The sequence below is a fragment of the Tsuneonella amylolytica genome, from assembly GCF_003626915.1.
In the GTDB taxonomy this organism is placed as follows: Bacteria; Pseudomonadota; Alphaproteobacteria; order Sphingomonadales; family Sphingomonadaceae; genus Tsuneonella; species Tsuneonella amylolytica.
Genome location: NZ_CP032570.1, coordinates 1,914,674 through 1,938,827, shown reverse-complemented (window position 1 = coordinate 1,938,827; position 24,154 = coordinate 1,914,674). Strand labels below are relative to the sequence as shown.

Annotated in this window: 27 protein-coding genes; 23 read left to right on the top strand and 4 right to left on the bottom strand. The window is 63.4% G+C overall.

Features of this window, described 5'->3' with window-relative positions; translation table 11 throughout:
* Nucleotide 1 precedes the first annotated feature (1 nt).
* From D4766_RS09520 to D4766_RS09505, 4 genes are all read left to right on the top strand, one after another.
* The gene (locus tag D4766_RS09520) at nt 2–1,033 is read left to right on the top strand and encodes a helix-turn-helix domain-containing protein (protein ID WP_120717249.1); all 1,032 of its coding nucleotides are present in this window, start codon (nt 2–4) and stop codon (nt 1,031–1,033) included.
* A 134-nt stretch (nt 1,034–1,167) separates the two neighbouring features.
* A complete protein-coding gene (locus D4766_RS09515) occupies nt 1,168–1,854 on the top strand; it encodes a TonB-dependent receptor plug domain-containing protein (protein ID WP_162935729.1) in 687 nt (228 codons plus the stop codon).
* Complete coding sequence (locus D4766_RS09510; protein WP_325049136.1) at nt 1,773–3,251, top strand: TonB-dependent receptor; 1,479 nt, start codon at nt 1,773–1,775, stop codon at nt 3,249–3,251. Before D4766_RS09515 ends, D4766_RS09510 begins: the two co-directional genes overlap by 82 nt.
* Nucleotides 3,251–3,967, top strand: a complete 717-nt coding sequence (locus tag D4766_RS09505) for a class I SAM-dependent methyltransferase (RefSeq protein WP_120717246.1) — start codon at nt 3,251–3,253, stop codon at nt 3,965–3,967. Before D4766_RS09510 ends, D4766_RS09505 begins: the two co-directional genes overlap by 1 nt.
* A 248-nt stretch (nt 3,968–4,215) precedes the next feature.
* Here the strand turns inward: D4766_RS09505 and D4766_RS09500 are convergent, their stop codons facing one another.
* The 3 genes from D4766_RS09500 to D4766_RS14235 form a co-directional block, all read right to left on the bottom strand.
* Nucleotides 4,216–4,734: a hypothetical protein gene (locus D4766_RS09500; protein ID WP_162935728.1), complete on the bottom strand. Its 519-nt coding sequence runs from the start codon at nt 4,732–4,734 to the stop codon at nt 4,216–4,218.
* On the bottom strand, nt 4,727–5,578 hold the full coding sequence (locus tag D4766_RS09495; protein WP_162935727.1) for a tyrosine-type recombinase/integrase: 852 nt from the start codon (nt 5,576–5,578) through the stop codon (nt 4,727–4,729). Before D4766_RS09495 ends, D4766_RS09500 begins: the two co-directional genes overlap by 8 nt.
* Nucleotides 5,579–5,903: 325 nt before the next feature.
* Nucleotides 5,904–6,383: a tyrosine-type recombinase/integrase gene (locus D4766_RS14235; RefSeq protein WP_407701512.1), complete on the bottom strand. Its 480-nt coding sequence runs from the start codon at nt 6,381–6,383 to the stop codon at nt 5,904–5,906.
* 580 nt (nt 6,384–6,963) lie between these two features.
* Here D4766_RS14235 and D4766_RS09480 point away from each other — a divergent pair.
* From D4766_RS09480 to D4766_RS09405, 16 genes are all read left to right on the top strand, one after another.
* Nucleotides 6,964–7,314 carry an ArsR/SmtB family transcription factor gene (locus tag D4766_RS09480; RefSeq protein WP_194955811.1) on the top strand — a complete coding sequence of 117 codons (351 nt, stop codon included), beginning with the start codon at nt 6,964–6,966 and terminating at the stop codon, nt 7,312–7,314.
* The gene (locus D4766_RS09475; protein ID WP_120717242.1) at nt 7,311–7,781 is read left to right on the top strand and encodes an ArsI/CadI family heavy metal resistance metalloenzyme; all 471 of its coding nucleotides are present in this window, start codon (nt 7,311–7,313) and stop codon (nt 7,779–7,781) included. Before D4766_RS09480 ends, D4766_RS09475 begins: the two co-directional genes overlap by 4 nt.
* On the top strand, nt 7,778–8,185 hold the full coding sequence (gene arsC, locus D4766_RS09470; RefSeq protein ID WP_120718153.1) for an arsenate reductase (glutaredoxin): 408 nt from the start codon (nt 7,778–7,780) through the stop codon (nt 8,183–8,185). The genes D4766_RS09475 and arsC overlap by 4 nt, the downstream gene beginning before the upstream one ends.
* A 25-nt stretch (nt 8,186–8,210) precedes the next feature.
* Nucleotides 8,211–9,245: an ACR3 family arsenite efflux transporter gene (gene arsB / locus D4766_RS09465; RefSeq protein WP_407701493.1), complete on the top strand. Its 1,035-nt coding sequence runs from the start codon at nt 8,211–8,213 to the stop codon at nt 9,243–9,245.
* Between the two features lie 154 nt (nt 9,246–9,399).
* Nucleotides 9,400–11,772, top strand: a complete 2,373-nt coding sequence (locus tag D4766_RS09460) for a heavy metal translocating P-type ATPase (protein ID WP_120717240.1) — start codon at nt 9,400–9,402, stop codon at nt 11,770–11,772.
* A complete protein-coding gene (cueR, locus tag D4766_RS09455; RefSeq protein WP_120717239.1) occupies nt 11,769–12,161 on the top strand; it encodes a Cu(I)-responsive transcriptional regulator in 393 nt (130 codons plus the stop codon). Before D4766_RS09460 ends, cueR begins: the two co-directional genes overlap by 4 nt.
* A gap of 97 nt (nt 12,162–12,258) precedes the next feature.
* A complete protein-coding gene (locus D4766_RS09450) occupies nt 12,259–12,588 on the top strand; it encodes a hypothetical protein (RefSeq protein WP_120717238.1) in 330 nt (109 codons plus the stop codon).
* A 36-nt stretch (nt 12,589–12,624) separates the two neighbouring features.
* Nucleotides 12,625–12,867, top strand: coding sequence for a hypothetical protein (locus D4766_RS09445; protein WP_120717237.1), 243 nt, complete (start codon nt 12,625–12,627; stop codon nt 12,865–12,867).
* A 79-nt stretch (nt 12,868–12,946) separates the two neighbouring features.
* The gene (locus tag D4766_RS09440) at nt 12,947–14,929 is read left to right on the top strand and encodes a copper resistance system multicopper oxidase (protein WP_120717236.1); all 1,983 of its coding nucleotides are present in this window, start codon (nt 12,947–12,949) and stop codon (nt 14,927–14,929) included.
* 616 nt (nt 14,930–15,545) lie between these two features.
* Nucleotides 15,546–16,217 carry a copper resistance protein B gene (locus D4766_RS14060; RefSeq protein WP_234024760.1) on the top strand — a complete coding sequence of 224 codons (672 nt, stop codon included), beginning with the start codon at nt 15,546–15,548 and terminating at the stop codon, nt 16,215–16,217.
* A 13-nt stretch (nt 16,218–16,230) separates the two neighbouring features.
* Entirely contained in the window at nt 16,231–16,725 is a 495-nt protein-coding gene (locus D4766_RS09430; RefSeq protein WP_057883329.1) for a YybH family protein, read from the top strand.
* 1 nt (nt 16,726) lies between these two features.
* Entirely contained in the window at nt 16,727–17,416 is a 690-nt protein-coding gene (locus D4766_RS09425; RefSeq protein ID WP_120717234.1) for a DUF2231 domain-containing protein, read from the top strand.
* A 12-nt stretch (nt 17,417–17,428) separates the two neighbouring features.
* A complete protein-coding gene (locus D4766_RS09420) occupies nt 17,429–17,908 on the top strand; it encodes a DUF305 domain-containing protein (protein WP_120717233.1) in 480 nt (159 codons plus the stop codon).
* A 41-nt stretch (nt 17,909–17,949) separates the two neighbouring features.
* Nucleotides 17,950–18,741, top strand: a complete 792-nt coding sequence (locus D4766_RS09415) for a DUF305 domain-containing protein (protein WP_120717232.1) — start codon at nt 17,950–17,952, stop codon at nt 18,739–18,741.
* Between the two features lie 72 nt (nt 18,742–18,813).
* A complete protein-coding gene (locus D4766_RS09410; RefSeq protein WP_120717231.1) occupies nt 18,814–19,518 on the top strand; it encodes a PepSY domain-containing protein in 705 nt (234 codons plus the stop codon).
* Nucleotides 19,515–20,240: a PepSY domain-containing protein gene (locus D4766_RS09405; protein ID WP_120717230.1), complete on the top strand. Its 726-nt coding sequence runs from the start codon at nt 19,515–19,517 to the stop codon at nt 20,238–20,240. Before D4766_RS09410 ends, D4766_RS09405 begins: the two co-directional genes overlap by 4 nt.
* A 272-nt stretch (nt 20,241–20,512) precedes the next feature.
* Here D4766_RS09405 and D4766_RS09400 read toward each other — a convergent pair whose 3' ends face one another.
* A complete protein-coding gene (locus D4766_RS09400) occupies nt 20,513–20,932 on the bottom strand; it encodes a CBS domain-containing protein (RefSeq protein ID WP_057883323.1) in 420 nt (139 codons plus the stop codon).
* A gap of 195 nt (nt 20,933–21,127) precedes the next feature.
* On the opposite strand from D4766_RS09400, the gene D4766_RS09395 reads away from it, so the two are divergent.
* The 3 genes from D4766_RS09395 (at nt 21,128) to D4766_RS09385 (ending at nt 24,146) form a co-directional block, all read left to right on the top strand.
* Nucleotides 21,128–21,478 (top strand): hypothetical protein, encoded by a 351-nt coding sequence (locus tag D4766_RS09395; protein ID WP_120717229.1) that lies wholly within the window; start codon nt 21,128–21,130, stop codon nt 21,476–21,478.
* Between the two features lie 285 nt (nt 21,479–21,763).
* Nucleotides 21,764–22,939, top strand: a complete 1,176-nt coding sequence (locus D4766_RS09390; RefSeq protein WP_234024759.1) for a TolC family protein — start codon at nt 21,764–21,766, stop codon at nt 22,937–22,939.
* Between the two features lie 10 nt (nt 22,940–22,949).
* Nucleotides 22,950–24,146 carry an efflux RND transporter periplasmic adaptor subunit gene (locus D4766_RS09385; protein WP_120717227.1) on the top strand — a complete coding sequence of 399 codons (1,197 nt, stop codon included), beginning with the start codon at nt 22,950–22,952 and terminating at the stop codon, nt 24,144–24,146.
* The last annotated feature ends 8 nt before the right edge of the window (nt 24,147–24,154 follow it).

The following is a 24,154-nucleotide window of genomic DNA, read 5'->3' as shown; positions in this document are numbered from 1 at the left end:
GATGAGCTGCAATCTGCGGCCTCCTTCTGCGCGTAGGTCAAGGCATGAGCTTGCCTCGCAGCCCGATCTTCGGTCTGCCACCCAGGGGGCACCCGAAAGAGCCGGCAATACAAGCAGGAACCAGCCAGCTCTCTGGCCACAAGCGCGGCCTGGTCCGATCGATACGATCGAGACCATTGAGCTCCGCGACGGGATGACCTTGGTTCTGAGCGATATCCGCTCCTCAGACCAATGCACCTTTCACTATGTCGAACCCGAAGACGTGTTCGCGATTGACTTCCACCTGAAGGGTGGGAGCCGGTTCGACATGGAGGGCCGGCGGTTCGAAACCCGGCCCCTGGAAGTGCGCGCTGGTACCGCGCCGCGCACCTCCTCATCGTCGTTCGTTCTGCCGGAGCATGGTTTCCGCACCGTCGCTATACGTTTCGCACCAGAGACGGCGGGGGAACTGCTGGATCGGCATGGCTTGGGCGGAAGCAGTCTCATGGCGATCGTCGATCAAGCCAGCGAGACCATCGCGACAACGCGACTGGCGCCGCTCAATCAAGCCGGAGTGGCGATGATCGAAGCAATGTTTGCCGCACCCTACGCCGGTGCCGGTCGAACGCTGTTCCTCGAATCGTGCGCCCTGGGTTTGCTGGCAGCACAAGTGGAGGACGCGGGAGGCCAGCAGTTTGGTTCAGAGGCCGCGCTTGAACGCGCCCTGACGAGGGCCCGAGACTATCTGGATGCTCACCTGCAGGATCCACCCGGGATTGTGCAGCTCGCTGCAATCGCGGGCATGAACGATTTCAAACTGAAGCGGGGCTTCAAGGCGGCATTCGGTACGACCGTGTTCGGGTATGTCCGCCAACGCCGCATGGAACGGGCGGCTGGGGATCTGCACGACGGGCTGTCGGTGGCGCAGGCGGCGTTCCAGGCAGGCTATGAATGCCCCCGCTGCTTCAGTGATGCGTTCCGCCGGCACTTCGGTGTGCTGCCAAGCGCCATGACGAAGGCGACGCTCGCGAAAACTCCCGCACGGCACGGTTGATACTCCCGCACACCCCACATGGTTGAATCCGCGCAGGTTTAGAGCGGCAGGGATATCTATCCGGTCGGGGACTTATGCGTCACGTTTTTTTGCTCACAACGTCCATCATTGTGTGCGCCGCGGGGGCCCCCGCGTTGGCGCAGACCGCAACTCCGGCTGATGCTGCCGATAACATCGCCGGCGATATCATCGTCACCGCGCGGCTTCGCGAGGAGCCCGTGCGCGAGGTTCCGTTCGCGGTCACCGTGCTCGATGCCGACACGCTGGCCACCCGGCGGATCGACGACACGCAAAGCTTTTTCCGCCAGGTGCCGGGGCTGTCGCTCACCAGCTTCGACGACGGCCGCTTCGCCTATTTCCAGCTGCGCGGTATCGGTCCGCTCAGTCAGGCGGCCAGCCCGGACGACGGGTCGGTGGTCACCTATGTCGATGGCGTGCCGCAGCCGGTCTATGCCTCCGAGTTCGCCTATCTCGATCTTCAGCGGATCGAAGTGCTTCGCGGACCGCAAGGCACGCTGTTCGGGCGCAACAGTCAGGGAGGCGCAATCAACATCATCACCCGCCAGCCCGGCGACGAAGTGGAGGGCAGCGCGCGGATCGAGGGCGGAGAAGATGAATACGGGCTCGTCCAAGCCGCCATATCCGGCCCCCTCGTTGCGGACCGGCTAGCGGCGGGGATCACGGCACGCGCGTCCACGATTGACGGGTTCATCCCCAACATCGCTCGGGCGGCGGCAAGCTGGGCGATCGCGACAGCTATTCGGGCCGCGGAACGCTCGTTTTCACGCCGGCGGGAGACGGCGGGGCACGCTTCACCCTGACGGGCAGCGCCGACCGCCAGCTCAGCGACCCGTTCTACTATGTTCTGGGCGGACAGGCCCGCGATCAGGTGGAGCTCGCTCCGGAACTGCGGGTGAAGCGCACCTATTGGGGCGTCAGCCTCAAGTCGGAGATCCCGCTCGGCACAGTGGAGCTGACGACGATCACGGCGTTGAACGGTTTTCACAACGATCAGGTCACCGACGATACCGACGGGCTGCTCTACGGTCCGTTGTTCGGGGCGCCATCCAGCGTGTTCCTGCCGCAGAACGAGCGTTCGGACTGGCTGGAGGATGAGGACCGGTTCTTCCAAGAGGTCCGCGTGGCCAACGCCGCCGGCGCGCCCGTCGCCTGGACGCTCGGCGGCACTTACTTCCGTTCGGACTTCAACGTCGACTTGAAAAACATCTCCAGCTTCTCGCCTTATCTCAACGGGCGGCGACGGGATCGCCAGACCATCGACAGCTATGCCGTCTTTGGCGAGGTCACCGCCCCGATCACCACGCGATTGAAGCTGACCCTGGGCGGCCGCTACACGCGCGATGAGAAGACTTTGCGTGCCGCCTACACGGGCAACGGCTTCCCCGGAACGGTGGCCGCATTCAGCGAGCGTCAGCAGCGCGACTTCAACCTGTGGACCGGCCGGGCCGCGTTGACCTATACTGTCAACGACGATGTGAACCTCTATGCGACTATCGGTCGGGGCGCCAAGAGTGGCGGCTTCCCGCGCTTCTGGCAGGATGCCGCCGTTGGCCTGCCCAGCCAGAGTTATCGCAAATCCACCTCGTGGACCTATGAAGCGGGTATCAAGACAAGCGCCTTTGGTGGCCGAGCCCGGTTCGACCTGAGCGGCTTCTACAACGACGTCGAGGACGAGCAGCTGTTTGCGCTCGACTTCACCAGCTTCCAGTTCCGCCCCGTCAACATCGATACGCGCAGCTACGGGATCGAGGCGCAAGGTGACGTGGTGCTCGGCGCAGGGTTCAGCGTGGCGGGCGGCCTGGCGTGGACGCACGGCCGGGTCAGGGAGGCCGACGCGCTCTCGGGCGCGGTGCCGGGAAACCGGATTCCCAACGTTGCCGGATTCTCCAGCACGCTGGCGCTCGACTGGCGCGGCGGTGATATCGCGGTGCTGGGTGCCCAGCCGATCCTGTCGCTAAGCCACCAATTCGCCGGCAAGCGCGCCGCGGACATCGCCAATAGCTTCGATCTCCCGAGCTATCACAATGTCGACGTGCGCGCAGGCTTACACTTCGGCAAGGTCGAGGCCTATGCGTTCGCCCGCAACCTGTTCCACGCGCCCCAAGTGCTCAATGGCGTGTTGTACGGACCCGGAGTGCAAGGCGAAGCAGTAGCGCGTGGGCGCGTTGCCGGTCTCGGCTTGGCGACGCGCTTCTGATGGGCGGCTACGCGGTTACCGCGCAGTACTATGACCCGCTGGCCAGCTTGACCCACGCAGAAACGGATCGCCGTATAGCGGCAGCGTTAGCAGGGCTGGATGAAACCGGAGGACCGTTCATCGATATTGGCGCCGGCACGGGGCTGACAACCGCGCTGATCGCGGCGGCGCTACCGGAGGTGGAGATTTGGGCGGTGGAGCCGGACCCGGCGATGCGGCCGGCCCTTATGACCCGTGTCTGGAGTGACCTCGACCTGCGGACGCGGGTTACCATTCTGCCATGCGGGATTGCGGAAACGCCGTTGCCTGAACGGATCGCAGGGGCGGTGCTCAGTGCGTCGCTGGTTCACTTCAGTCCTGCAGACCGAGCTCATCTCTGGCCGCTGCTGGCCGGCCGGCTGGCTCCGGGCGGACGCATCGTCGCCGAGGTGCAATGCCCGCACGCGCAAGACTTGCCTGAAGCCGCCATAGGCGAGGTCGGGGTTGGGCGCATGACGTATCGCGGTGCTGCTTCAGCCCGCAAGATCGGCCCCGACCGTCAGCGGTGGCACATGACCTATCGGGCCAGCATGGACGGACGTGAGATGGCTTGCCACGAAACGACTTACGATTGCTGGGCGATTTCCGCCGATGAAGTTCTCGAGGAAGCGGCCACTGCGGGGTTAATCGGACAAATAGCTGACGAGCTAATTATCCTTAGGCCTGCAAGCGGCTGAAGCGGCCGAAAGTTTAGTGACGCTCCAATCGGACTGTTGCCGTCCTGATCCTAATCAGCTGAAATCGACAACGTCGCTTCGTTTTGCCTGAGCACTCAAACCGGACAGACCGTTATCGGCCCAGTTGCGGACATCGATCGAGTCCTGTTGAAGGACTCCATTTGCAAGTGAGAACGTCTAAATTACAGCCCCTCAATCGCACACAGGCTCTAGAGGGGCCCTCAGCTGGCCCCCAGGCGCGCTGCTCATCAGTGCATGAGGTAGCTCCGCGAACCGGAATGATAGTAGCGAAGCTTAGCCACCTCGCCCGTCAAGATACCTGGCAACGCATTCTCGAAAACTTCGATTCTCTTCTGCTGCTGATCGAGAACCACTTCGATGCCCTCCAAGTCCGCATTGAAGATACACTGCGCTTTCTCGCGAGAATCAGTGAGTGCCTGAAGGATCAATTTCAGGCGGAAGACTTCTCCGTCGAACCGAGATAATGCGGCGACCGGATAAAGCTGCCAAAGTTCGTCGTCTCCACAAAAAGAGACTTCGAGTTCGTAACGACCCTTCCCAACCCGCTCGAGATTGAAATCCTCTCGATCAAGCTGGAGGGCGGAAATCGTCTCAAACTCGCAGAATCTCGAAACGACCTCTGCATCGGTTAAGCCGCAATAATCGCCCCAGCCTTCGCGCAGTCGCTTTTGGATCCAGGCCACCCGGTGGTCAAAGATGACTGACATATCGTAACGAGAGAAAAGGGGCATTCGATAGTCATTCACGGCCTTTGTCCTCCGGTGACGAAATGCGGGCGAAGAGTTCGGCGATCTTCGGATTGTCGAGCATCAGCTTCGCCAATGCGGTGACGTTATCTTGCTCCGGCTTCGGCCGCGCCATTTCACTGGGGATTTCTGCTTGGCGTTCCGGTGACACCTCCTCGTAAGAGCGCAAGGTTGTCAGCACTGACTCGTGGCCACTGTTCTGCGACCAGGCTTTCATCGCTTCGATGGACTCGCAGGTCTGCAGTCCGAGCGTAGTGATAGAATTGCGCGCTCGATGGGGCGGGAGATACTGCACCCCGGCAGCTTCAAAGGCCCGCCTGAAGCGCGTGCGGATAGGGTCTGGTGTGTTCCAATGGCAGCGGCTCAAGCCGACAACCCGAAAAACGCCCTCTTCACCAGCCCGCTGCTCGGTCGAAGGGAAAAGCGGGTCATTGGGCTTCCAGTCGAGCTTCGACTGCAGGGGCTCGACGTATTCCGAAAAGGCCCGCCGGATGTCTTCACCCACTGGGAAGAACCTGGTGACTTGGCTCTTCGCGAACTTCACCTCTACTTCGTTCGCGTCCTGCAGAATGCCCGTTCCGTCGGCCAGAACATGCTTGAGTTTGAGGGTGCGTAGCGCGGACACACGAGCACCAGTCAGGAATGCGCAGGCGAGGATCGCACGGTCACTTAATTCGATGTCGGTAGAGTGCGGCATCGACCGGATAACCAGTTGCGCCTGCGACAACGTCGCCGAGGGCTTGCGGCGATACTCGTGAGCGAGGGCGATCTCCTCGTTGCTCGGATTAAGATAGTTCACTTGATCGTGCGCAATTGCGCGACGGTAGGCCGGGCGATCGGCCACGTAGCCAGCCTTTCCCTGCAGGTCGGCCCACCCCTTCAGCATCGCCGGCCTTGCGCGACAAGGGGACCGAGTGATCTCTGCGGGATTTCATTTTCCCAGCAGGTATCCGCCAAACTGCTTTCTCGAAATCGAATTCAGACCACTCGGCGTGGCGCAGCTCTCCAGGCCTGACGAACACATGCGGCGCCATCCTGAGCGCGTACATGGGCACATGGTTGCCCTCGTACGCTTCGATGCTTCGTAACAGTGCACCAAACTTAGCAGGATCGGTGATAGCGGGGTAATGCCGCAACACGGGAGCTGTAAGAGCGCCCTTCAGCGGTGCTCAGGGGTCGTGTTCTGCGCGCAGTGTCGCAGCAGCATACCGGAACACGCGACTGGCAAACGACCGTGCTCGCCGAGCTGACTCTCGCCTTCCGCCTCGTTCGATCTTCTTCAAGGCGACGAGCATCTCATGCGGTGCGATTTCCGCCACCGGCCGATGGCCAATATCGCGCTTGAACAGAGAGATGAACCAGTTGGCCTTCAAAAGCGTGGCGGTTGCGAAGCCTTCGGCCTCGCACTTCGCGCGATACTCTTGAGCCACCTTCTCGAACGTGTCCCCAGCACGAATTATGGCCTCAATCTTCGCCTGTCGCTTCTTCCTCGCCGGATCGCCGCCGCGTCCTATCTCGACCCGCGCCTCGTCCCGCCGAAGGCGTGCCTCCTTGAGGGTGGTTTGCGGATATGCGCCGAAGCTGAGCTTCTGCTCCTTGCCTTGGGCCCGGTATTTGAATCGCCAGAGTTTGGAGCCGCTCGGTCGGATCAGCAGGTCGAGTCCATTTCCGTCCGTCAGCTTCCACTCTTTATCCCGCGGAATTGCCTGCCGAATTTAAAGGTCAGTCAGTGCCATTGGGGGCCTCACCTCCAACACAGCGCTGTTGCGCCCCTAGAAAGTCGAGGCCTTTGCCGATTGAGGCCACCAAAGGCCCCCAATTCTCAGCAAATCGAGCTGAACGCCAATGGCTCGACTGAGCTCTTTTTTGGCAGCTTTCTGCGGATTTTGGAAACACCGGCGGCCATTACCGCCGGAACAAATGGTGCCAGAAGAGGCATCCAATTTGAGATAATTTCTGCTTCTGTAACAGAGGCTTCTGCGATGTGGGCATTTAGAAAGGTCCGCAAAAGGCCCGCAAAAGGCGTGTAAGGTATTGGTTCGATGCCTTTTTAGGGACTCAGCACCACTTTTGGACCCTTCTGCCGACGATCGATAATAGCCGCTTTCAACTCTTAGCGGACAACCGTGACCCATGGCGTAAAAGTGAGCAAACGCACACTCGTTTCGAGATTGGTCAAAATATATCTTGACCAGCGAGATCACTAGCGATATTTCGATTCTTATGGAAATGAGTTCAACCGCCGCCGTCGAGGCGCTTGGCGCCCTTGCGCAGGAGCATCGCCTGGCACTGTTTCGCTTGCTAGTTCAGGCCGGCGATGACGGTATGCCCGCAGGCGCCATTGCCGAGATGCTCGGTGTGCCCAACTCGTCCCTATCGTTCCATCTGGCGCAGCTCACGCGCGCAGAGTTGATCCAGCAGCGGCGGCAGGGACGCTCGCTCATCTACACGGCCAACTATGGGGCGATGAACGCGCTGGTCGGCTACCTCATGGAGAATTGCTGCGGCGGTGCGGCCTGCGCGCCGACGGCACAATGCGGCGAGGATGCCGCGCAGCCTCAGGAAAGGATTTCCGCATGAAGCGTCTGCATGTCCACGTCGGCGTCGCCGATCTGAGCACGTCCATCGGGTTCTACTCAACCCTGTTTGGAGCGGAGCCGACCGTGACGAAAGATGATTATGCCAAGTGGATGCTGGAAGACCCCCGCGTCAATTTCGCGATCTCCTCGGGCAACCACGCTGCCAAAGGCATCGAGCATCTCGGTATCCAGGTCGAAGACGGCGAGGAATTGACCGAGGTTTACGATCGGCTCAAGGCAGCCGATCGTCCTGTCTTGGAGGAAGGCGCGACCACCTGTTGCTACGCCAAGTCGGAAAAGAGCTGGATTGCCGATCCGGACGGCATCGTCTGGGAAGCTTTTCTCACCAATGGCGACGCCACAGTCTACGGCGATAGCCCCGCGCTGGCGGCTCTTTCCACCAATGCCGCCGACGGCGCATGCTGCGCCCCGGCCGTGCCCGCACAATCAGCGAGCTGCTGCGGATGAGCGTTACCATCTACCACAACCCGGCATGTGGGACGTCGCGCAACACCTTGGCGCTGATCCGCGCAACAGGGATCGAGCCCGAAGTGATCCACTATTTGGAGAGCCCGCCAAGCCGGGAAGAACTGGCCTCGCTCATCCAGCACATGGGCATCGGCCCACGCGATCTCATCCGCGAAAAGGGCACGCCTTACGCGGAGCTTGGGCTTGGGGAGCCGTCGCTCACGGACGACCAACTCATCGACGCGATGATGGAGCATCCGATCCTGATCAATCGCCCGATTGTGGTGGGGCCGAAGGGCGCAAGGCTCTGCCGCCCGTCCGAAGAGGTGCTGTCGGTCCTCGACCGGACTCTTGACGCCGATTTCGTGAGGGAAGACGGCGAGGTTGTGCCCGCCAATGGCTGATGCTGGATTGGCGGCGCGGCCCGCAATGTCGAAGTTCGAGCGGTATCTTTCGGTATCGGTGCTGCTGTGCATCGTAGTCGGCATCGCTCTCGGGGCGGCCGTTCCGGGCGCCTTCGCGGCAATAGCCGCTGCCGAGATCGCGCGGGTCAACCTGCCCGTTGCGGTGCTCATCTGGCTGATGATCATTCCCATGCTGCTCAAGATCGATTTCGGGGCGCTCGGGTCGGTTCGTCAGCACTGGAAGGGCGTCGGTGTCACCCTGTTCATCAACTGGGCAGTGAAGCCGTTTTCGATGGCGGCGCTGGGCACCTTCTTCATCGGCTGGCTCTTCGCGCCGCTGCTGCCCGCTGGCGAGATATCCTCCTATATCGCCGGCCTCATCATCCTGGCCGCCGCGCCGTGCACGGCGATGGTCTTCGTCTGGTCGAACCTCTGCGAAGGGGAGCCCAATTACACGCTTAGCCAGGTTGCGCTGAACGATCTCATCATGGTGTTCGCCTTCGCACCCATCGTCGGGTTGCTGCTAGGCGTAGCGTCGATCACCGTGCCCTGGGACACATTAATGCTCTCAGTCGTGCTTTATATAGTGATCCCGGTCGTGATCGCGCAGCTGATGCGAGGGCGCGTGCTGGCAACGGGCGGACAGCCTGCGCTCGACAGATTGCTTGGCGTGCTTGGGCCGATCTCGCTCGTCTCACTGCTGACGACGCTTGTATTGTTGTTCGGCTTCCAGGGTGAGCAGATCCTGGCGCAACCGCTGGTCATTGTGCTCCTCGCTGTGCCCATCCTGATCCAGGTCTATTTCAACGCCGGCCTGGCATACTGGCTTAGCCGCAAGTTCGGTGTGGCCTGGTGCGTTGCCGCGCCAGCGGCGCTGATCGGCGCTTCGAACTTCTTCGAACTCGCCGTCGCCGCCGCCATTTCGCTGTTCGGCATCAATTCCGGAGCAGCACTGGCCACGGTCGTCGGAGTGCTGGTGGAAGTGCCGGTGATGCTTTCGGTCGTGGCCATCGTGAAGCGGTCGCGCGGCTGGTACGAACGACAAGAAGCGCTCGCCTAGGCCAAACTGCGGACATACGATGACGGTCCATAGGAACGCGGCACCAGCAGCATTTCCATCGTGGTTCAACGACCACTGGCGGATCCTCTTGACCCTGACACGATGTCAAACATCATAAGGTGCCGCATACCGATTCGCTTCGAAGGAGCCGGACATGCACGAGACCCATAAGCACCACGACTGCAAGCATGGCTCGCCCGCGGCTCTTCCGGGCGAGCACGATGGCGGGATAACGACCGACCCGGTCTGCGGCATGAAGGTGGATAGCCGCACCAGCTCTCACCGGTTCGAGCTCGACGGAGCGCCCTACTGGTTCTGCAGCGCCAGCTGTCTTGGCAAGTTCCAGGCCGATCCGCAGCGCTATCTCTCGGCCCCGACTTCGGAAGCAAGAACAGCGGGTCTGTCAGATGTGCCCGCCGGCACGATCTGGACGTGCCCAATGCATCTCCAGATTCGCCAGAATGGTCCCGGCACCTGCCCCATCTGCGGCATGGCACTGGAGCCGCTCGAGCCGACGCTGGAGGAAGGTCCCAATCCCGAGCTCATAGACATGACGCGGCGCTTCCGGGTGAGCGCCGCGTTCAGCGTCCCGCTTGTGGTTCTGGTCGTCCTGATGGAACTACTCGGCTGGGAAGTGATGCCCATGCGCACGTCCCAATGGGTGCAGCTGGTGCTCGCGGCGCCGGTCGTCCTGTGGGGCGGCTGGCCGTTCTTCGAGCGATTCTGGCAGTCGCTGCGAACCCGGAACCTCAATATGTTCACACTCATCGGGCTCGGGGTGGGGGTCGCCTTCGGCTACAGCCTGGTCGCGACCCTCGCGCCCCAGATATTTCCTCCAGCGCTCCGAACCATGGGTGGCTTGGTGCCCGTCTATTTCGAGGCTGCGGCCGTTATCACCACGCTCGTGCTGCTAGGTCAGGTTCTCGAGCTTCGCGCCCGTTCCGCCACCGGAAAGGCGATCCGCGCCTTGCTCGGCCTGGCTCCCAAGACCGCCCGCAAGGTCAACTCCGACGGTAACGACGAGGACGTCGAACTGGACCTTGTGCAGGTCGGCGATCTGCTTCGCATTCGGCCCGGCGAAAAGGTACCGGTCGACGGAATCGTGATCGAGGGCAGGAGCTCAATCGACGAATCCATGATCAGCGGCGAGCCCGTCCCAGTTGAAAAGAGCGAAGGTGACCGGGTCACCGGCGCCACGGTGAACGGAACCGGCGGTCTGGTCATGCGCGCCGATCGCGTCGGCCGCGATACGATGCTTTCGCAGATCGTCCGGATGGTTGCCGATGCACAGCGTTCGCGCGCACCGATCCAGGCCCTTGCCGACAAGGTTTCCGGCTGGTTCGTTCCCGGTGTCGTGCTGATCGCCATCGCCACCTTCATCGTGTGGAATTTCGTAGGGCCCGAACCGCGCGCCGCGCACGCACTGGTCAATGCGGTAGCGGTGCTCATCATCGCCTGTCCGTGTGCGCTCGGTCTTGCGACGCCGATGTCGATCATGGTGGGAACCGGTCGCGGGGCGACATCTGGAGTACTGGTCAAGAACGCCGAAGCTCTCGAGCTGACGGAAAAAATTGACACTCTGGTTGTCGACAAGACTGGTACCCTGACTGTCGGCAAGCCGAAGCTGGTCAAAGTTCAGCCGACAGGTGGTTTCGATGAGAGCGAAGTTCTCCGCCTGTCCGCGGCGCTGGAACGCGGGAGCGAACACCCGCTGGCAGCGGCGATCGTCGAAGGTGCGAACGACCGGGGGATCGTGCTGCCGGAGAGTTCCGATTTCGCCTCGATAACCGGCAAGGGCGTAACCGGGCGGGTGGATGGACGCCAGGTCGCGTTGGGCAACGCTGCCCTCCTCGAAACGATCGGCGCGAACACCGGCCCGCTTGAAGGTCAGGCAGACCGGCATCGTTCAGACGGCGAAGGCGTCATGTTCGTCGCCGTCAATGGAAAGCTCGCCGGCATCGTGGTGGTCGCGGATCCGATCAAGGATAGCGCTTCCGAGGCCGTCGCGGAACTGCGCCAGAGCGGCATCCACGTCGTAATGATGACCGGCGACAACCGCCGGACAGCGGAAGCAGTGGCTCGCCGCGTCGGGATCGACGAAGTGATGGCGGATGTCCTGCCCCAGCAGAAGCAGGCGAAAGTAGAGGAGCTCCGTCGCGCGGGACGGCGCGTGGCAATGGCTGGAGACGGCATCAACGACGCGCCGGCTCTCGCGGCTGCCGACGTTGGCATTGCCATGGGCACGGGCACCGACGTGGCGATGGAAAGCGCCGCGATCACCCTGGTCAAGGGCGATCTGCGGGGGATCGTCCGCGCGCGCAAGCTGAGCCGCGCGACCATGGCGAATATCCGGCAGAACCTTTTCTTCTCGTTTGTGTTCAACGCCGCCGGCGTGCCCATCGCGGCAGGGGTTCTGTACCCGTGGTTCGGCCTCCTGTTGAGCCCGATCATCGCAGGTGCGGCGATGGCGTTCAGTTCGGTGGCGGTCATCGGCAATTCGCTGCGCTTGCGGAGCATCCACTTGTGAAGATCGGCGAAGCCTCCAGCGCGTCCGGCGTGAGCCAGCGGATGATCCGGCATTACGAGAAGGTGGGTTTGATCCCTGCTGCCCCAAGGAGAGATTCGGGATACCGGGACTATGATCGGACAGACGTTCACACGCTCGCCTTCATCGGGCGGGCCCGCGATCTTGGCTTCGGTATCGAGGAAATACGGCAGCTGCTGGGGCTCTGGCAGGATCGCAGCCGCGCCAGTGCCGAAGTCAAGGCACTTGCTCTCGCCCGTGCGGCCGAATTGAGTTCCAAGTCTCGGCAGTTGGATTCGATGCGCCGATCGCTGGAGCACCTGGCCGCCGAATGTCACGGCGATCAAATGCCCGATTGCCCCATCCTCGATGACCTTGAGTCCGTGGGATGATGCGGGCGCATAGGGGCAAACGTGGAAAGCAAGCGCGTACCTTGGACCTCACAAGGAAATTGACCCCTGTTCCGCCCGCGCCTAGGACAAATTCCTGATGCTTCGCCGAATCCATCTCATCCTGGCAGCGCTGGCCATGGTGGTCGCACCTCTCGCCATGCAGTCCGGCGTGGCCATGGCGGCGATGCCGATGGATCATCGCGAGATGGCGAAAACAGGGCATTGCGGCGACGAGAATTCCGGCGGCGACGACGAGTCCGGCGCGATGACACAGTGCTGTGTCGCGATGTGCTCGGCCGTGGCGCCGCTCGGCTCGCCCGCGCTCGACCCGGTCGTCTATCATGCGCCCATTCTCGCCGGCTTCCGGTCGACCGAGCATCGTGCGTTCCTGGCGAAGCTTCCAACACCGCCTCCCAAACTTGCGTGAAATCGCTCTTCTTTCGATTTCACGGAGTTTAGGAACATGAACAAGTTGATGACTGCGGTCGCTTTGGCGATCGCTCTTCCCGGCGTCGCGCACGCCCAGGCCGCTCCTGCGGAAAAGCCGAAGATGGAATGCTGCGAGAAGATGAAGGAGAAGTGCGCGTGCTGCGACAAGATGGCGGGCAAGCCCGCCAGCGGCACCGCGGCGCCTTCCGCGGATGATCCGCACGCAGGCCATAACATGACGCCGACGGCCCCCGCCAACGGGCACGCGCACCACTAAGCACGACTGACCTGCCGGCGGGGCGTCAGTCCCGTCGGCAGGCGATCGTCTTCGCGCCAGTGAATCAGGGAACTCCCTCATGAATGAACTCGTCCTCGGACGGCGTGCGCTGCTGCGCGCCGTCGCTATGTCCGGCGCAGGCTTCGGCTTGGCGCAGGCTCTGCCCGCCTGGGCCCAGCCGCTCTCGAAAGGCCTCGTGCGCCCGTTGCCGACAGTCGGTGGCAACGACATTGCGCTTACCATCGGTCAGGTCAACGTCGAGGTGGACGGCAAGGTCACCCGCGCCGTCGGCATCAACGGCACCGTGCCGGGCCCGCTGATCCGCCTCAAGGAAGGCCAGCGGGTACGCCTGCGCGTGCAGAACACGCTCGATGAGGACAGCTCGATCCACTGGCACGGCCTTCTCGTGCCGTTCGAGATGGATGGCGTTCCCGGCGTCAGCTTCCCCGGCATCATGCCGCGCTCGACGTTCGACTACGAGTTCGATCTCAGCCACGCCGGTACCTACTGGTATCACAGCCACAGCGCCTATCAGGAAGAAGACGGCGTGTATGGCCCGATCGTGATCGATCCGGCGGGACCCGACTCGGTCGCCTACGACCGCGAGCATGTGCTGGTGCTGTCCGATCACAGCCCGCTCGCCGGCGCGACGATCTACCGCAAGCTCAAGCAGATGGGCGGGCCCTACTTCAACCGGCAGCGCATGACGCTGTCGGGACTGCTCGCAGGGCGCGACCTCACTGCGAAGGAGCGCTGGGAATGGGCGCAGATGCGGATGGACGCGGCCGACATCGCCGACGTCACCGGGTCAACCTACGCCTTCACCATCAACGGCTTCGGCCCCTACGACAATTGGACCGGCCTGTTCACGCCCGGCGAGCGAGTGCGTCTGCGCGTGATCAACGCGTCGGCGCAGACGACCTTCAACATCCGCATTCCCGGCCTGCCGATGACGGTCGTCCAGGCCGACGGTCTCAACGTGCGGCCGGTCACCGTGGACGAGTTCCAGATCGGCACCGCCGAGACCTACGACGTCGTCGTTACACCCGGGGACCGCGCCTACAGTTTTGTCAGCGAGGCGAGCGACCGGTCGGGCTTGGGCCGCGCGACCCTTGCGCCGCGCGAGGGCATGAGCGCGCCGGTTCCGCCGCTGCGCCCGCGCCCGCTCCTGACCATGAAGGACATGGGCATGGGCGACATGGACCATTCCGGGATGGATCATGGCGCGATGGGCAGTGGATCATCGAACCCGGCGAAGGTACGCGGCGTCGATCCGACTGCCCAACAGAACGCCTCCGGCGAGTTGTGGAAGCTGACCGGCTGGAAAGAGACAGGCGCCGTAGTTGCAACGGCAGCGGCGGCTGGCATGGCGGGTATGGATCACGCGGCGATGGGGCATGGCTCCGCTGCGGCATCTCCGGCGGCAGCACCCATGGACCACGCCGCGATGGGACACACGGCCCCGGCGGCCGCCGGCCAGGCAGCCGCTCCGATGGACCATGGCTCGATGGGCATGCGCGACTTCGCCAACGCGCCGCAGGTCGACAGGAACCCGGGCGTGCAGACGATCTCGCCGATGCCGGTGGATCGCATGGGCGATCCGGGGACGGGCCTCGAAGATGTCGGCCACCGTGTGCTGACCTATCGCGATCTCATGGCGCTCGAGCGCAATCCCGACGTGCGCGCGCCGTCCCGCCAGCTCGACATCCACCTCACCGGCAACATGGAACGCTACATGTGGTCGTTCGACGGGGTGAAGATGAGCGAGCCGGCCGAGCCGATCCCGTTCCGCCATAACGAACGCGTGCGCGTGCGACTGGTCAACGACACGATGATGCAGCACCCGATCCATCTGCACGGCCATTTCTTCGAGCTGGTGACGGGTCATGGCGCCTGGTCGCCGCGCAAGCACACGGTGAACGTGCAGCCGGGCGGGACGGCGACCTTCGACGTCACCCTCGATGCGCAGGGCGACTGGGCGTTCCACTGTCACAACCTCTACCACATGACCGCCGGGATGATGCGTGTCGTCACCGTGCGTCCCGACAAGGGAGACGCGTAAGATGATCTGGCTTCACAGACTTCCCCTGCTTGCCGTGGCGGCTTTCGCCAGCGTGCCAGCAGTCGCGCAAGAACAGGCTTCGCCGGACCAGACATCGGTCCCTACCGCAGCCACGAGTTGCACTCCCGAGCATGCTGCCATGGGGCATTGCACGCTGCCGGCAAATCGATCGGCGGTCGCTCAGCCGCAGCCCGGGCCCAAAGCGCCGCCTACCTGCCTGCCCGAGCACGCCGCGATGGGACATTGTACGTTAACGGAAAACCAACCGGCTGCCGCTCAGCCACTTCCGGTACCGCAAGCGCCGAGCACTTGCCTGCCCGAACATGCTGCAATGGGCCATTGCACGCGTCCCGCTGCCGCTCCCACAGCGACGCCACAGACCGCGTCCCCGGCCCAAACCACTTGCTCGCCGGAGCATGCGGCGATGGGGCATTGCACACTCCCCGCAGCGCAACCTGTGGCTCAGGTGACGTGCGCGCCGGAACACGCGGCGATGGGACATTGCACCCCGGCCGAAACGATCACGGCAGAGGGGACGAACCTCCCTGCCGGCTCGGGCACGGCTCCGCCCGTGCCCACGGACTACGCCGCGGACGCGATCTATGGCCCATCCGCGATGGCCATGGGGCGTCACCATCTGTCGCTGCATCACGGCGGCCAGAACTTTTCGATGGTTATGCTCAACATCGCCGAGGTGAAGATCAAGAGCGGGCGGGACGCCTACGAATGGGGCGGCGAGGCCTGGTATGGCGGAGACATCAATCGGCTGGTGGTCAAAACCGAAGGTGAAGGCGAGTTCGGCGCCGGGGTGGAATCGGCTGAGGTCCAGGCGCTCTATAGCCGCGCCATTGGCCCTTACTTCGATCTTCAGGCCGGTGTCCGGTACGATTTCGAGCCAGACCCATCGCGCGTCTACGCCACGATCGGATTCGAGGGGCTGGCGCCGGGTTTCTTCGATGTCGAGGGCGCGCTGTTCCTGTCGGATCGGGGCGAACTGTTGGGCCGGCTCGAAGGCTACTACGACCAGCGCATCACCCAAAAGCTGATCCTGCAGCCGCGTGCCGAGCTCAATTTCGCGGCTCAGAGCAGCGAGGACATTGGTGTCGGCGCGGGTCTGACCGATGCAGAGATCGGCGTCCGGCTGCGCTACGACATCGCCCGCGAATTCGCTCCTTACGTGGGCGTCCAATACGAGCGGGCGTTCGGCAGGACGCGCGATTTCCTGCGTGATGAAGGCGAATCTGCCGGAGGCTTTAGCTTCCTGGCGGGCATTCGCTTCTGGTTCTGAGGGGAGAAGAGCAATGTTGATAACGACCATGATCGCAGCCTTGCTGGCGCTCCAGGCGGCACCAGGGCACCATCCTTCAAAAGCGGGGCCGACGGCACCGCAAACCGCGCCGCTCGGCGCCGACGAGAGCGCCGTTCGCGACGTGCTGGCGCGCTACAAGTCCGCGATAGAGCGGCTGGACGCGAGCGGCACCGAAGCGCTCTTCACCGAGGATTCCGCGGTGTTCGAAACCGGCGGGGTCGAAGGCACCTACAAGGAGTATCTCGCGCATCATCTGGGGCCCGAGCTCGCGGCTTTCCGCGCGTTCGCGTTCTCCGACTACGCGGTCGCGGTGCGCATCGAAGGCGATCTCGCGCTCGCAACCGAGACCTACAATTACCGGATCGAGACGGAGAGCGGTGAGATCGCGATGCGCAGGGGCGTCGCCACGAGCGTGCTCACGAGAACGGCGGATGGCTGGAAGATCCTGGTCATGCACAATTCGGCGCGCAAGCCGAAGGGGACCTGAGATGAGCATGTTCATCCGACGATCGCATCGCTTGCTGGCGCGGTCGGTGCTGGCGATACTGGCAGCCATTGCCGTGCTGTCGATGCCAGCTGCGCCCGTCTCGGCGCACAAGGATCACAAGGCGAAGCAGGAGGCAGCGCAACTCGAGGCACAGCGCGCGGCTGCGGGTGGATCGGCGCAAAGTGCTCCCATGGCGCACGACATGGCGATGCCGGGTCATGCCACGGCCATGGCCGCCATGAACGAGATAGACGATCCGCCGAAGAGCGTCGCGGCGCGGCTGCTCGACTGGCTCGGCCGCTTCCATCCCATGCTGGTGCATTTTCCAATAGCCTTCATTCCGGCGGCGCTCTTCACCGCCATCGTCGGGCGCAAGCGGCCCGGCTTCGCGAAGCCCGTCCAGTTCCTGGTGGTGACCGCAGGAGTGACCGCTCCGTTCGCCATGCTGTCGGGCTGGCTGAGCGGCGGGTTCGAACTCGGCCTCGACGACTGGATGATGCAGAGCCACCGCTGGCTCGGGACCGGCATCGGGATCGGGGCGTTCGCCTTGGGTGTGTTCGCGCTCAGGCGCCCCGAGCAAGACCGCGGCTCCGGCATGATCGTCGGCCTGTCGATCCTGACAGCGGCGATCCTTGTGCAGGGGTGGTTCGGCGGTGCGCTAGTGCACGGCGTCGATCACCTGAACTGGTAAGGAGAACGACCGATGGAAGACCACGCAAAGTGCGCGCATCACGAGGTGGGCTCGAAGCCCTACATGATGCTGGCCGTCAATCTCGGCCTGAGCCTGCTGGTGATGTATGTCGCCATGTTCGCCATGATCTGGAGCTGGGGCGAGTTCATCCAAAACGTGAACTTCTTTTACATGGCGCTGGTCATGTGGGCGCCAATGGGCGCGATCATGCTTGCGACAATGGGAGGTATGTATCGCAACCGGAAGCTCAACGCCGCGCTCTATGTAGCCTTTGCGGCGATCTTCGTCCTGTCGCTTGTCGGCATCCGGCAACAGAGCCTCGTCGGCGATGACCAGTTCCTGCGCTCGATGATTCCACACCACTCAGGTGCTATCCTGATGTGCGAGGAAGCCAAGCTCACCGACCCCGAGATACGCCAGCTCTGCGGCGAGATCATCCAGGCCCAGAAAGATGAGATTTCCCAGATGAAGCGCATCATGGACCGCCTCTGACCCAACACGATCTGCAACCATGGAGATATTCAGTGATCCGAATGACCGGAATTGGCGCGCTAGCGCTCCTTGCTTCACTCGGCGCCTGCGGAAGCCCTGAACAGCCTGCCGACGACACCGCGCCCGCCAACGAAATGACCATGGACGGCCCCTATGCCAAACCCGAGATGGCGATGGACAAGGCGATGAAGGCCGCGGTCGGCGTCAATGCCGCCGACACCTGGGTCAAGAAGATGATCGCGCACCACGACGGCGCGATCGACATGTCGCGGATTGTGCTCGGCCTCCAACCCACCGCCGATGTCGCGAAGATGGCGCAGATGACGATCGACAACCAGGGCGCCGAGATCGAAGCGCTCAAGGCGCTCGCCCGCAACGGCACCGCCGATCCGGAAAGCGCCAGGCTCTACGAAGCGGCAATGACCGAGATGCACAGCGAAATGATGGGGGCATCGGGCGCGACCCCTTCGGAGACCTATCTCGCCAAGATGCTCGCCCACCACCGCGGGGCCGTCGCGATGTCGGACATCGCACTCGCGAACGGCGCGAGCGGGGCCGTGCGCGCGCAGATCGTGGAGACCCGGTCAGAGCAGCTCAAGGAAGTGGGGATGGTCGAAGCCATGCTGCGCGGCAAGCCGATGGCCATGCAGGCGCAAGCCAAGAGCGAAACCTCTGCGCCGGCGGCTACCGCGAAACCTGCTGCTCCGAAGGCTGCCGATGCAAAGCCGGCCCCGGCCAAAGCGGCTGCGCCCAAGCCCTCGGCGGAACCTGCAGCGGAGCCCGACGCGTCGCCTACCTGCGCTCCCGAACATCGGGAAGCGGGCCACTGCTGATCGCCCCTTGATGGCCCCGGCGAGAACTTCGCCGGGGCCACTCTCATCCAAGGCCGGAGCTTTCGCCCGCAGATGCGAACCCACGTAATCGCCCGCAAGACGCATAAATGGATCGGGCTGTTCGTCGGCCTGCAGGTGGTCGTCTGGTCGCTTAGCGGCCTTTACATGACCATCGTCCATATCGATACGATCCACGGCGACCATCTCATTCGCGTGGCGTCCATTCCGGGCGTCCATGCGAACGCCTTGCGGGATCCGCTCGCGCTTGCCGCGCGGGAGAAAGCTTCCAGCATCAGGCTGGCCTGGGTTGATGAGCGCCCGATTTATGTCACCGAAGGGCCCTCGGGAGAGCGCGCCTTCGGGGCAACCTCGGCTACGCGGTTGGACCCGCCGAACGAGCAGGCAATCAGAGCCCTGGCTTCGTCGTACTACACCGGGTCCGAGTCCATCGCATCGGTCGAACTCTTTACGGATGTGCCCGGGGAAATCCGCGGACGAACGCCTCCGCTCTGGCGGGTGGAGTTCGATCATTGGAACAGTCCGACCTTCTATCTCTCACCGGTTACCGGCGAACTGCTGTCGCGCCGGCACGAACTGTGGCGCGTGTTCGACTTCGTGTGGATGCTCCACATCATGGATTATGACGAGCGCGAGAACGTCAACAACTCCCTTCTTCGCGTCTTCACGTGGGGCGCGGTACTGATGGCGCTTTCGGGCATCTGGTTGCTTTTCCATGCCTTTCCCAAGCGCAAGAAGAAGGGGCGCAGCACCCTATGACAATCAAGTCGACCTGGCTGCGGAAAATCCACAAGTGGGTCGGGCTGGCGATCGGCCTGCAGTTCGTGATCTGGGCAATCAGTGGCGCCGCGATGGCGCTGCTAGACATGGAGGCGGTTGCCGGAGGCCCCCGGCCTCAAGCGACCCAAGCGGCAGTCGCTGGCGAAGCGACCGCGTGGCCAGGGATCGTCCGCGAGTTGGGCAGCGCAGAAATCGAGGGTCTGCGGCTGAAGACTCTGCTTGATCGGCCGGTGGTCGAAGTGCGGACCGCGCGATCGACCCGGATGTTCGATGCCCGAACGGGAATTCCAGTGACGATCGATGCGCCCGCCGCCCGCGCCATTGCGCAGTCGAACCATCCCAACGGGGCGAGGCCCGGCGCGGCGAAGCTTCTTACCGAGCGATCGCTGCCGGTCAGGGACCACGAGCCGCCGATCTGGCAGGTCGATTTCGCCGACGACGACGCGAGCACATATTACGTGTCGGCCACCACGGGCGCCGTGCTCGAGCGGCGGAATGACACCTGGCGCTGGTGGGATTTCTTCTGGATGCTTCACAACATGGATTACGCCGACAGGACAAGCTTCAACCATCCGCTGATCATCACCGCCGGCGTCGCGATGGCGTGGCTGGCGGTGACGGGCTTTTGGCTGCTGTTCCGGACGATGTGGAAGCATGATCTCGCTTGGGTCCGCGCGCGCCGGGAGCGCATATCTCGGTGAGATGCAGCAATCTTCGCGCTCAGCACAACCTTGCGTGGCCAAGACCAGACTGTTCGGCGAATTTTTCACCCGCGTGTTCGATCAGAATCTGGCTGCAACAAGCCTGCACCCGAACTAGCAGCCTCGCGCTGGATAGGCCTGAAGATTATTGGCCGTTCATCTGCCGGTCGCTGTCGCCGCTAGATTCGGGGTACCCCCGCTTTGCACCGCATTACGCACTGGCCGCCCGTGTCCATGAGCGACTGATGGGAAAAGGGACGATGAGCTGAAGCCTAACGCGTCGGCTCCGACACCTCACGTACTAGATCGCCAGTCTCATGCTCACTAGCATGGCGCGCAATATCAGCTTGGGACACGATCCCACAGCACTTACCGGCGTCATCGACGACGGGGAGACGACGGACTTGGTTCTCTTCCATCTTTTTGCAGCACTCAGCAACGCTCGCATCGATGGTCACGGTGACGGGAGAAGATGACATGATCTCCTCCACCTTCGTTTCGGCAGATTTGCCTTGGGCAACGCAGCGGCAAGCGATGTCGCGATCGGTAATGACGCCGACCAACCCACCATCTGCGTCGATCACTGGAATTTGGCCGCAGTCGTTGCTTGCCATCAGCGAGGCGGCTTCCTTCACACTGTCCGACGGGCTGCAGCATGCCGGATCCTTCGTCATCAGTTCGCGAATTTCCACATCGTCTCTCCTAAGCTCTTGAAGTGGCCGCGCGCCAATCGCGCGCTCAGTCGTCCAACGCAGCGCGGGGCTCCGACGTTCCTTTCAGCGAGAGATCCCATGGGCTTCTTTCGCCCCGTTCATACCTCATCGTCGGAACGACGGCATATCTTGAGGTTGTCTAGCTGCAATTGCCGTGGCATTGGCGCGCGGTCGATGACACTTCGCTCAACCTCGCCCTTCCGGACACTCGCGGCTCTGCTGCTTTTATTCGCCGTGGTTTTCGGGGGCGCGTCCGATGCGGTCGCGTGCGGTGACGTGGGAGCGTCGGTGGAGCAGGCGACTCAATCCGTCGATACTTCGCCGGCACCCGAAAAAAAGAGCAGCGATGACGCGCAGCAAGACGCGCTGTGCGCGCATGGCCATTGTCACAACGTAGCGCAGGTGGATAGTGGAGTCGCGCTGGAGGCCGAGCAATTGGCGCCGGATCCGCTGCACTTTGCCCTGCGTACGGTCGCGCTAAACGGAGCTGAAATCACCTTAGACAAAGAGCCGCCTCGGGCCTGACACCAGCCGTGCTGCAGTCGCAGCGCGTGTTTAGTGTCAGCAGAGGAACTCTCAAAAATGCCTTTCCAAATGCGAGTCCGCGCCTCTTGGCGCCGGATTCCTGGCCCGCGATCGAGCGCGATCGGTCATGCGAGCGGATATGCTCGGCTTGCCGTTGCGACTGCGGTTCTTTCCCTCAGCCTCACGGCAGCAAGCGCGCAGGTAAGTTCGCCGGCAACGCCGCAGGTCGGCTCGCCGACGATCGGTCCGCCTGCGCCAATCGAGCGCACTACAAGCGATGCACCCTTGCCGCTGCTGGTGCCGAGCAACGAGCCGCTGCCTGACAACCTTACCCTTGAAGGTGCGTTGGGGGCGGCCGAGGCGCGATCACCGGCGATCGTAGCCGCCCGGGCATCTGTAGCGGCGGCACAGGGGAGGCTCCGCCAGGCGGGATTCAGAGACAACCCCGAACTCAGCGTCGAGGTTGAGAACTTTCTGGGCACTGGAGAATTGAGCGGGCTGCAAAGCACTGAAGTGACCGTAGCGGTCAATCAAAGGCTCGACTTGGGAGGCCGGAGATCCGCGCGCCAGGCCGTGGGACGCGCCGAGCTCGCGGTGAGCGAGCTCCGCTTGCTCATCACGCGCGCGGAACTGGCTCGATCTGTAAGGCAACAGTTTGCGACAGCGGTCGCGGCACGCGACAGGCTGCGAATCGCGGCCGAGAACGAGCAGAGATCGCGCGAGCTCGCACGGATCGCCAACATTCTGGTCGAAGTTGGCCGGGAGCCGCCGCTGCGTGCGCTGCGCGCGCAGGCCGCAGCCAGCCAAGCCGCGGCAGAGCTTCGCGGCGCGCAAGCCGAAGAAGCCGCGTCACGCCGCACGCTAGCAGCCCTGTTCGGTGCGGACACCGCACCAAGCTCGATTGCGGGCGATCTCCGCGAGCCACTGACAGCCGCAAGTTTGCCGGTCGAATCGCTGGATGTGCGGCTCGCCAGTGCCCAGCTCGCTTTGGCCGAGGCGAGTCTCCAGCAACAGCTTGCGGAGCGGCGGCTCGATCCCGCGGTTGGACTTGGCATCCGCCATGTCCAGGAGCTTGGCGATCAGGCGCTCGTCGCGGGCTTTTCGATGCCGCTGCCGATCAGGAATCGCAACAGCGGCAATATCGAGGCCGCTCGAGCCGAAATCCGCGCTGCGGAGGCTGAGCGGACCAGTGCGCGTGTTGGTGCCAGCACGCGTATCGCCAATGCGACAGCCAATCTCAGCGCAGCCGACGCTCGTGTCGAAGCGCTCGAACGCGGCGCCATCCCCGAAGGTCGTGAAGCACTGCGGCTGGCGCAGCTATCGTACGAGGCTGGCAAGATCGAACTGATCGAGCTGCTCGATGCCCAGGCCGCGCTGACAAGTGCCGAAACCCAACTGATCGAAGCTCGCCTGGCGCAGGCCGAAGCCACCGCGGAACTCGCGCGCGCTACGGCGCAGTAAGGACACGACCATGGACCTCAATCCAGCTGATGATCGCAAAAGGCTCATCGCCATCGCCGGAGGCATCGCCTTGCTGGCGGGCGTTGGTGGAATAATTATCGGCCGTGCTACGGACGAGCCGACCGCAGCCGGTGCAACTGCCGAAGAAGCCGAGGCGGGCGAAGAAGAGGGCGAGGAGGATCACGGACCCGAAGGGTTTGTGGCCGTGCCGCTTGCAAATCTGGAAGCGGTCGGAATTCGGACCGAGCGTATTACTGCGGGCTCGCTTGGATCCGAAATCCTTGCCCAGGCGACCGCGACCGCTCCCCCGACCGGTCGCTCGTCCCTGACCGCTCGGGCGGACGGTGCGATCACGAGCATCTACAAGCGCCTCGGCGATGGAGTCGGTGCCGGTGAGACCGTCGCCTTGCTCGAGAGTCGCGAAGCGGCCGCGATCATCGCCGAGCGCGCTTCGGCCACAGCCCGCGCGCAGGCGACGGCCGCCGCGCTCAATCGTGAGCGGCGTCTGTTCGATGCCAAGATCACCGCTCGGCAGGATCTCGAGGCTGCCCAGGCCGAGGCTGCGCAGGCTCAGGCGGAGCTGCGCCGCACCCAGGCGGCGGTGACCGCGGCCGGGGTGACCTCAGACGGACGGCACATTGCCGTCCGCAGCCTGATCAGCGGCCGGATTACCAAGATGGATGCGGAGCTTGGCGCCTTTGTATCGGCCGGGACCGAGCTGTTCGAGGTCGCCAACCCGCGCAGCGTCCAGATCGAAGCGGCGGTGCCGTGGTCAGACGCTCAGCGCATCCGCCCAGGCGATCGGGCCGTGATCGAGCTGGGCGATGGGGCGACCCTGGATGCGGTGGTCCGATCGACCACACCCTCGCTCGACACCGAGAGCCGCGCCGCAACCGTGGTGCTGTCTCCGTCGGGCATTCCTGCCGGGCTGACCCAGGGCCAGGCATTTCGGGTCCGGATCACGCCGCGTGGTGGCGCGACTGGAAATCGCATCGTCATCCCGGAGGGTGCCGTCCAATCGGTGGAAGGCCGCGATGTCGTGTTCGTTCAGGTGAACGGCGGCTTCCAGGCAACCCCCGTGTCTGCGGGCCAACGCAGCGGTGGCCGCATCGAGATTCTCGGAGGCATCAAGCCGGGCGCCGTGATCGCCACTGAAGGCGCATTCGTTCTCAAGTCGCAGCTTGGCGCCAGCGAAGCCGAGCATTGATACAGGCA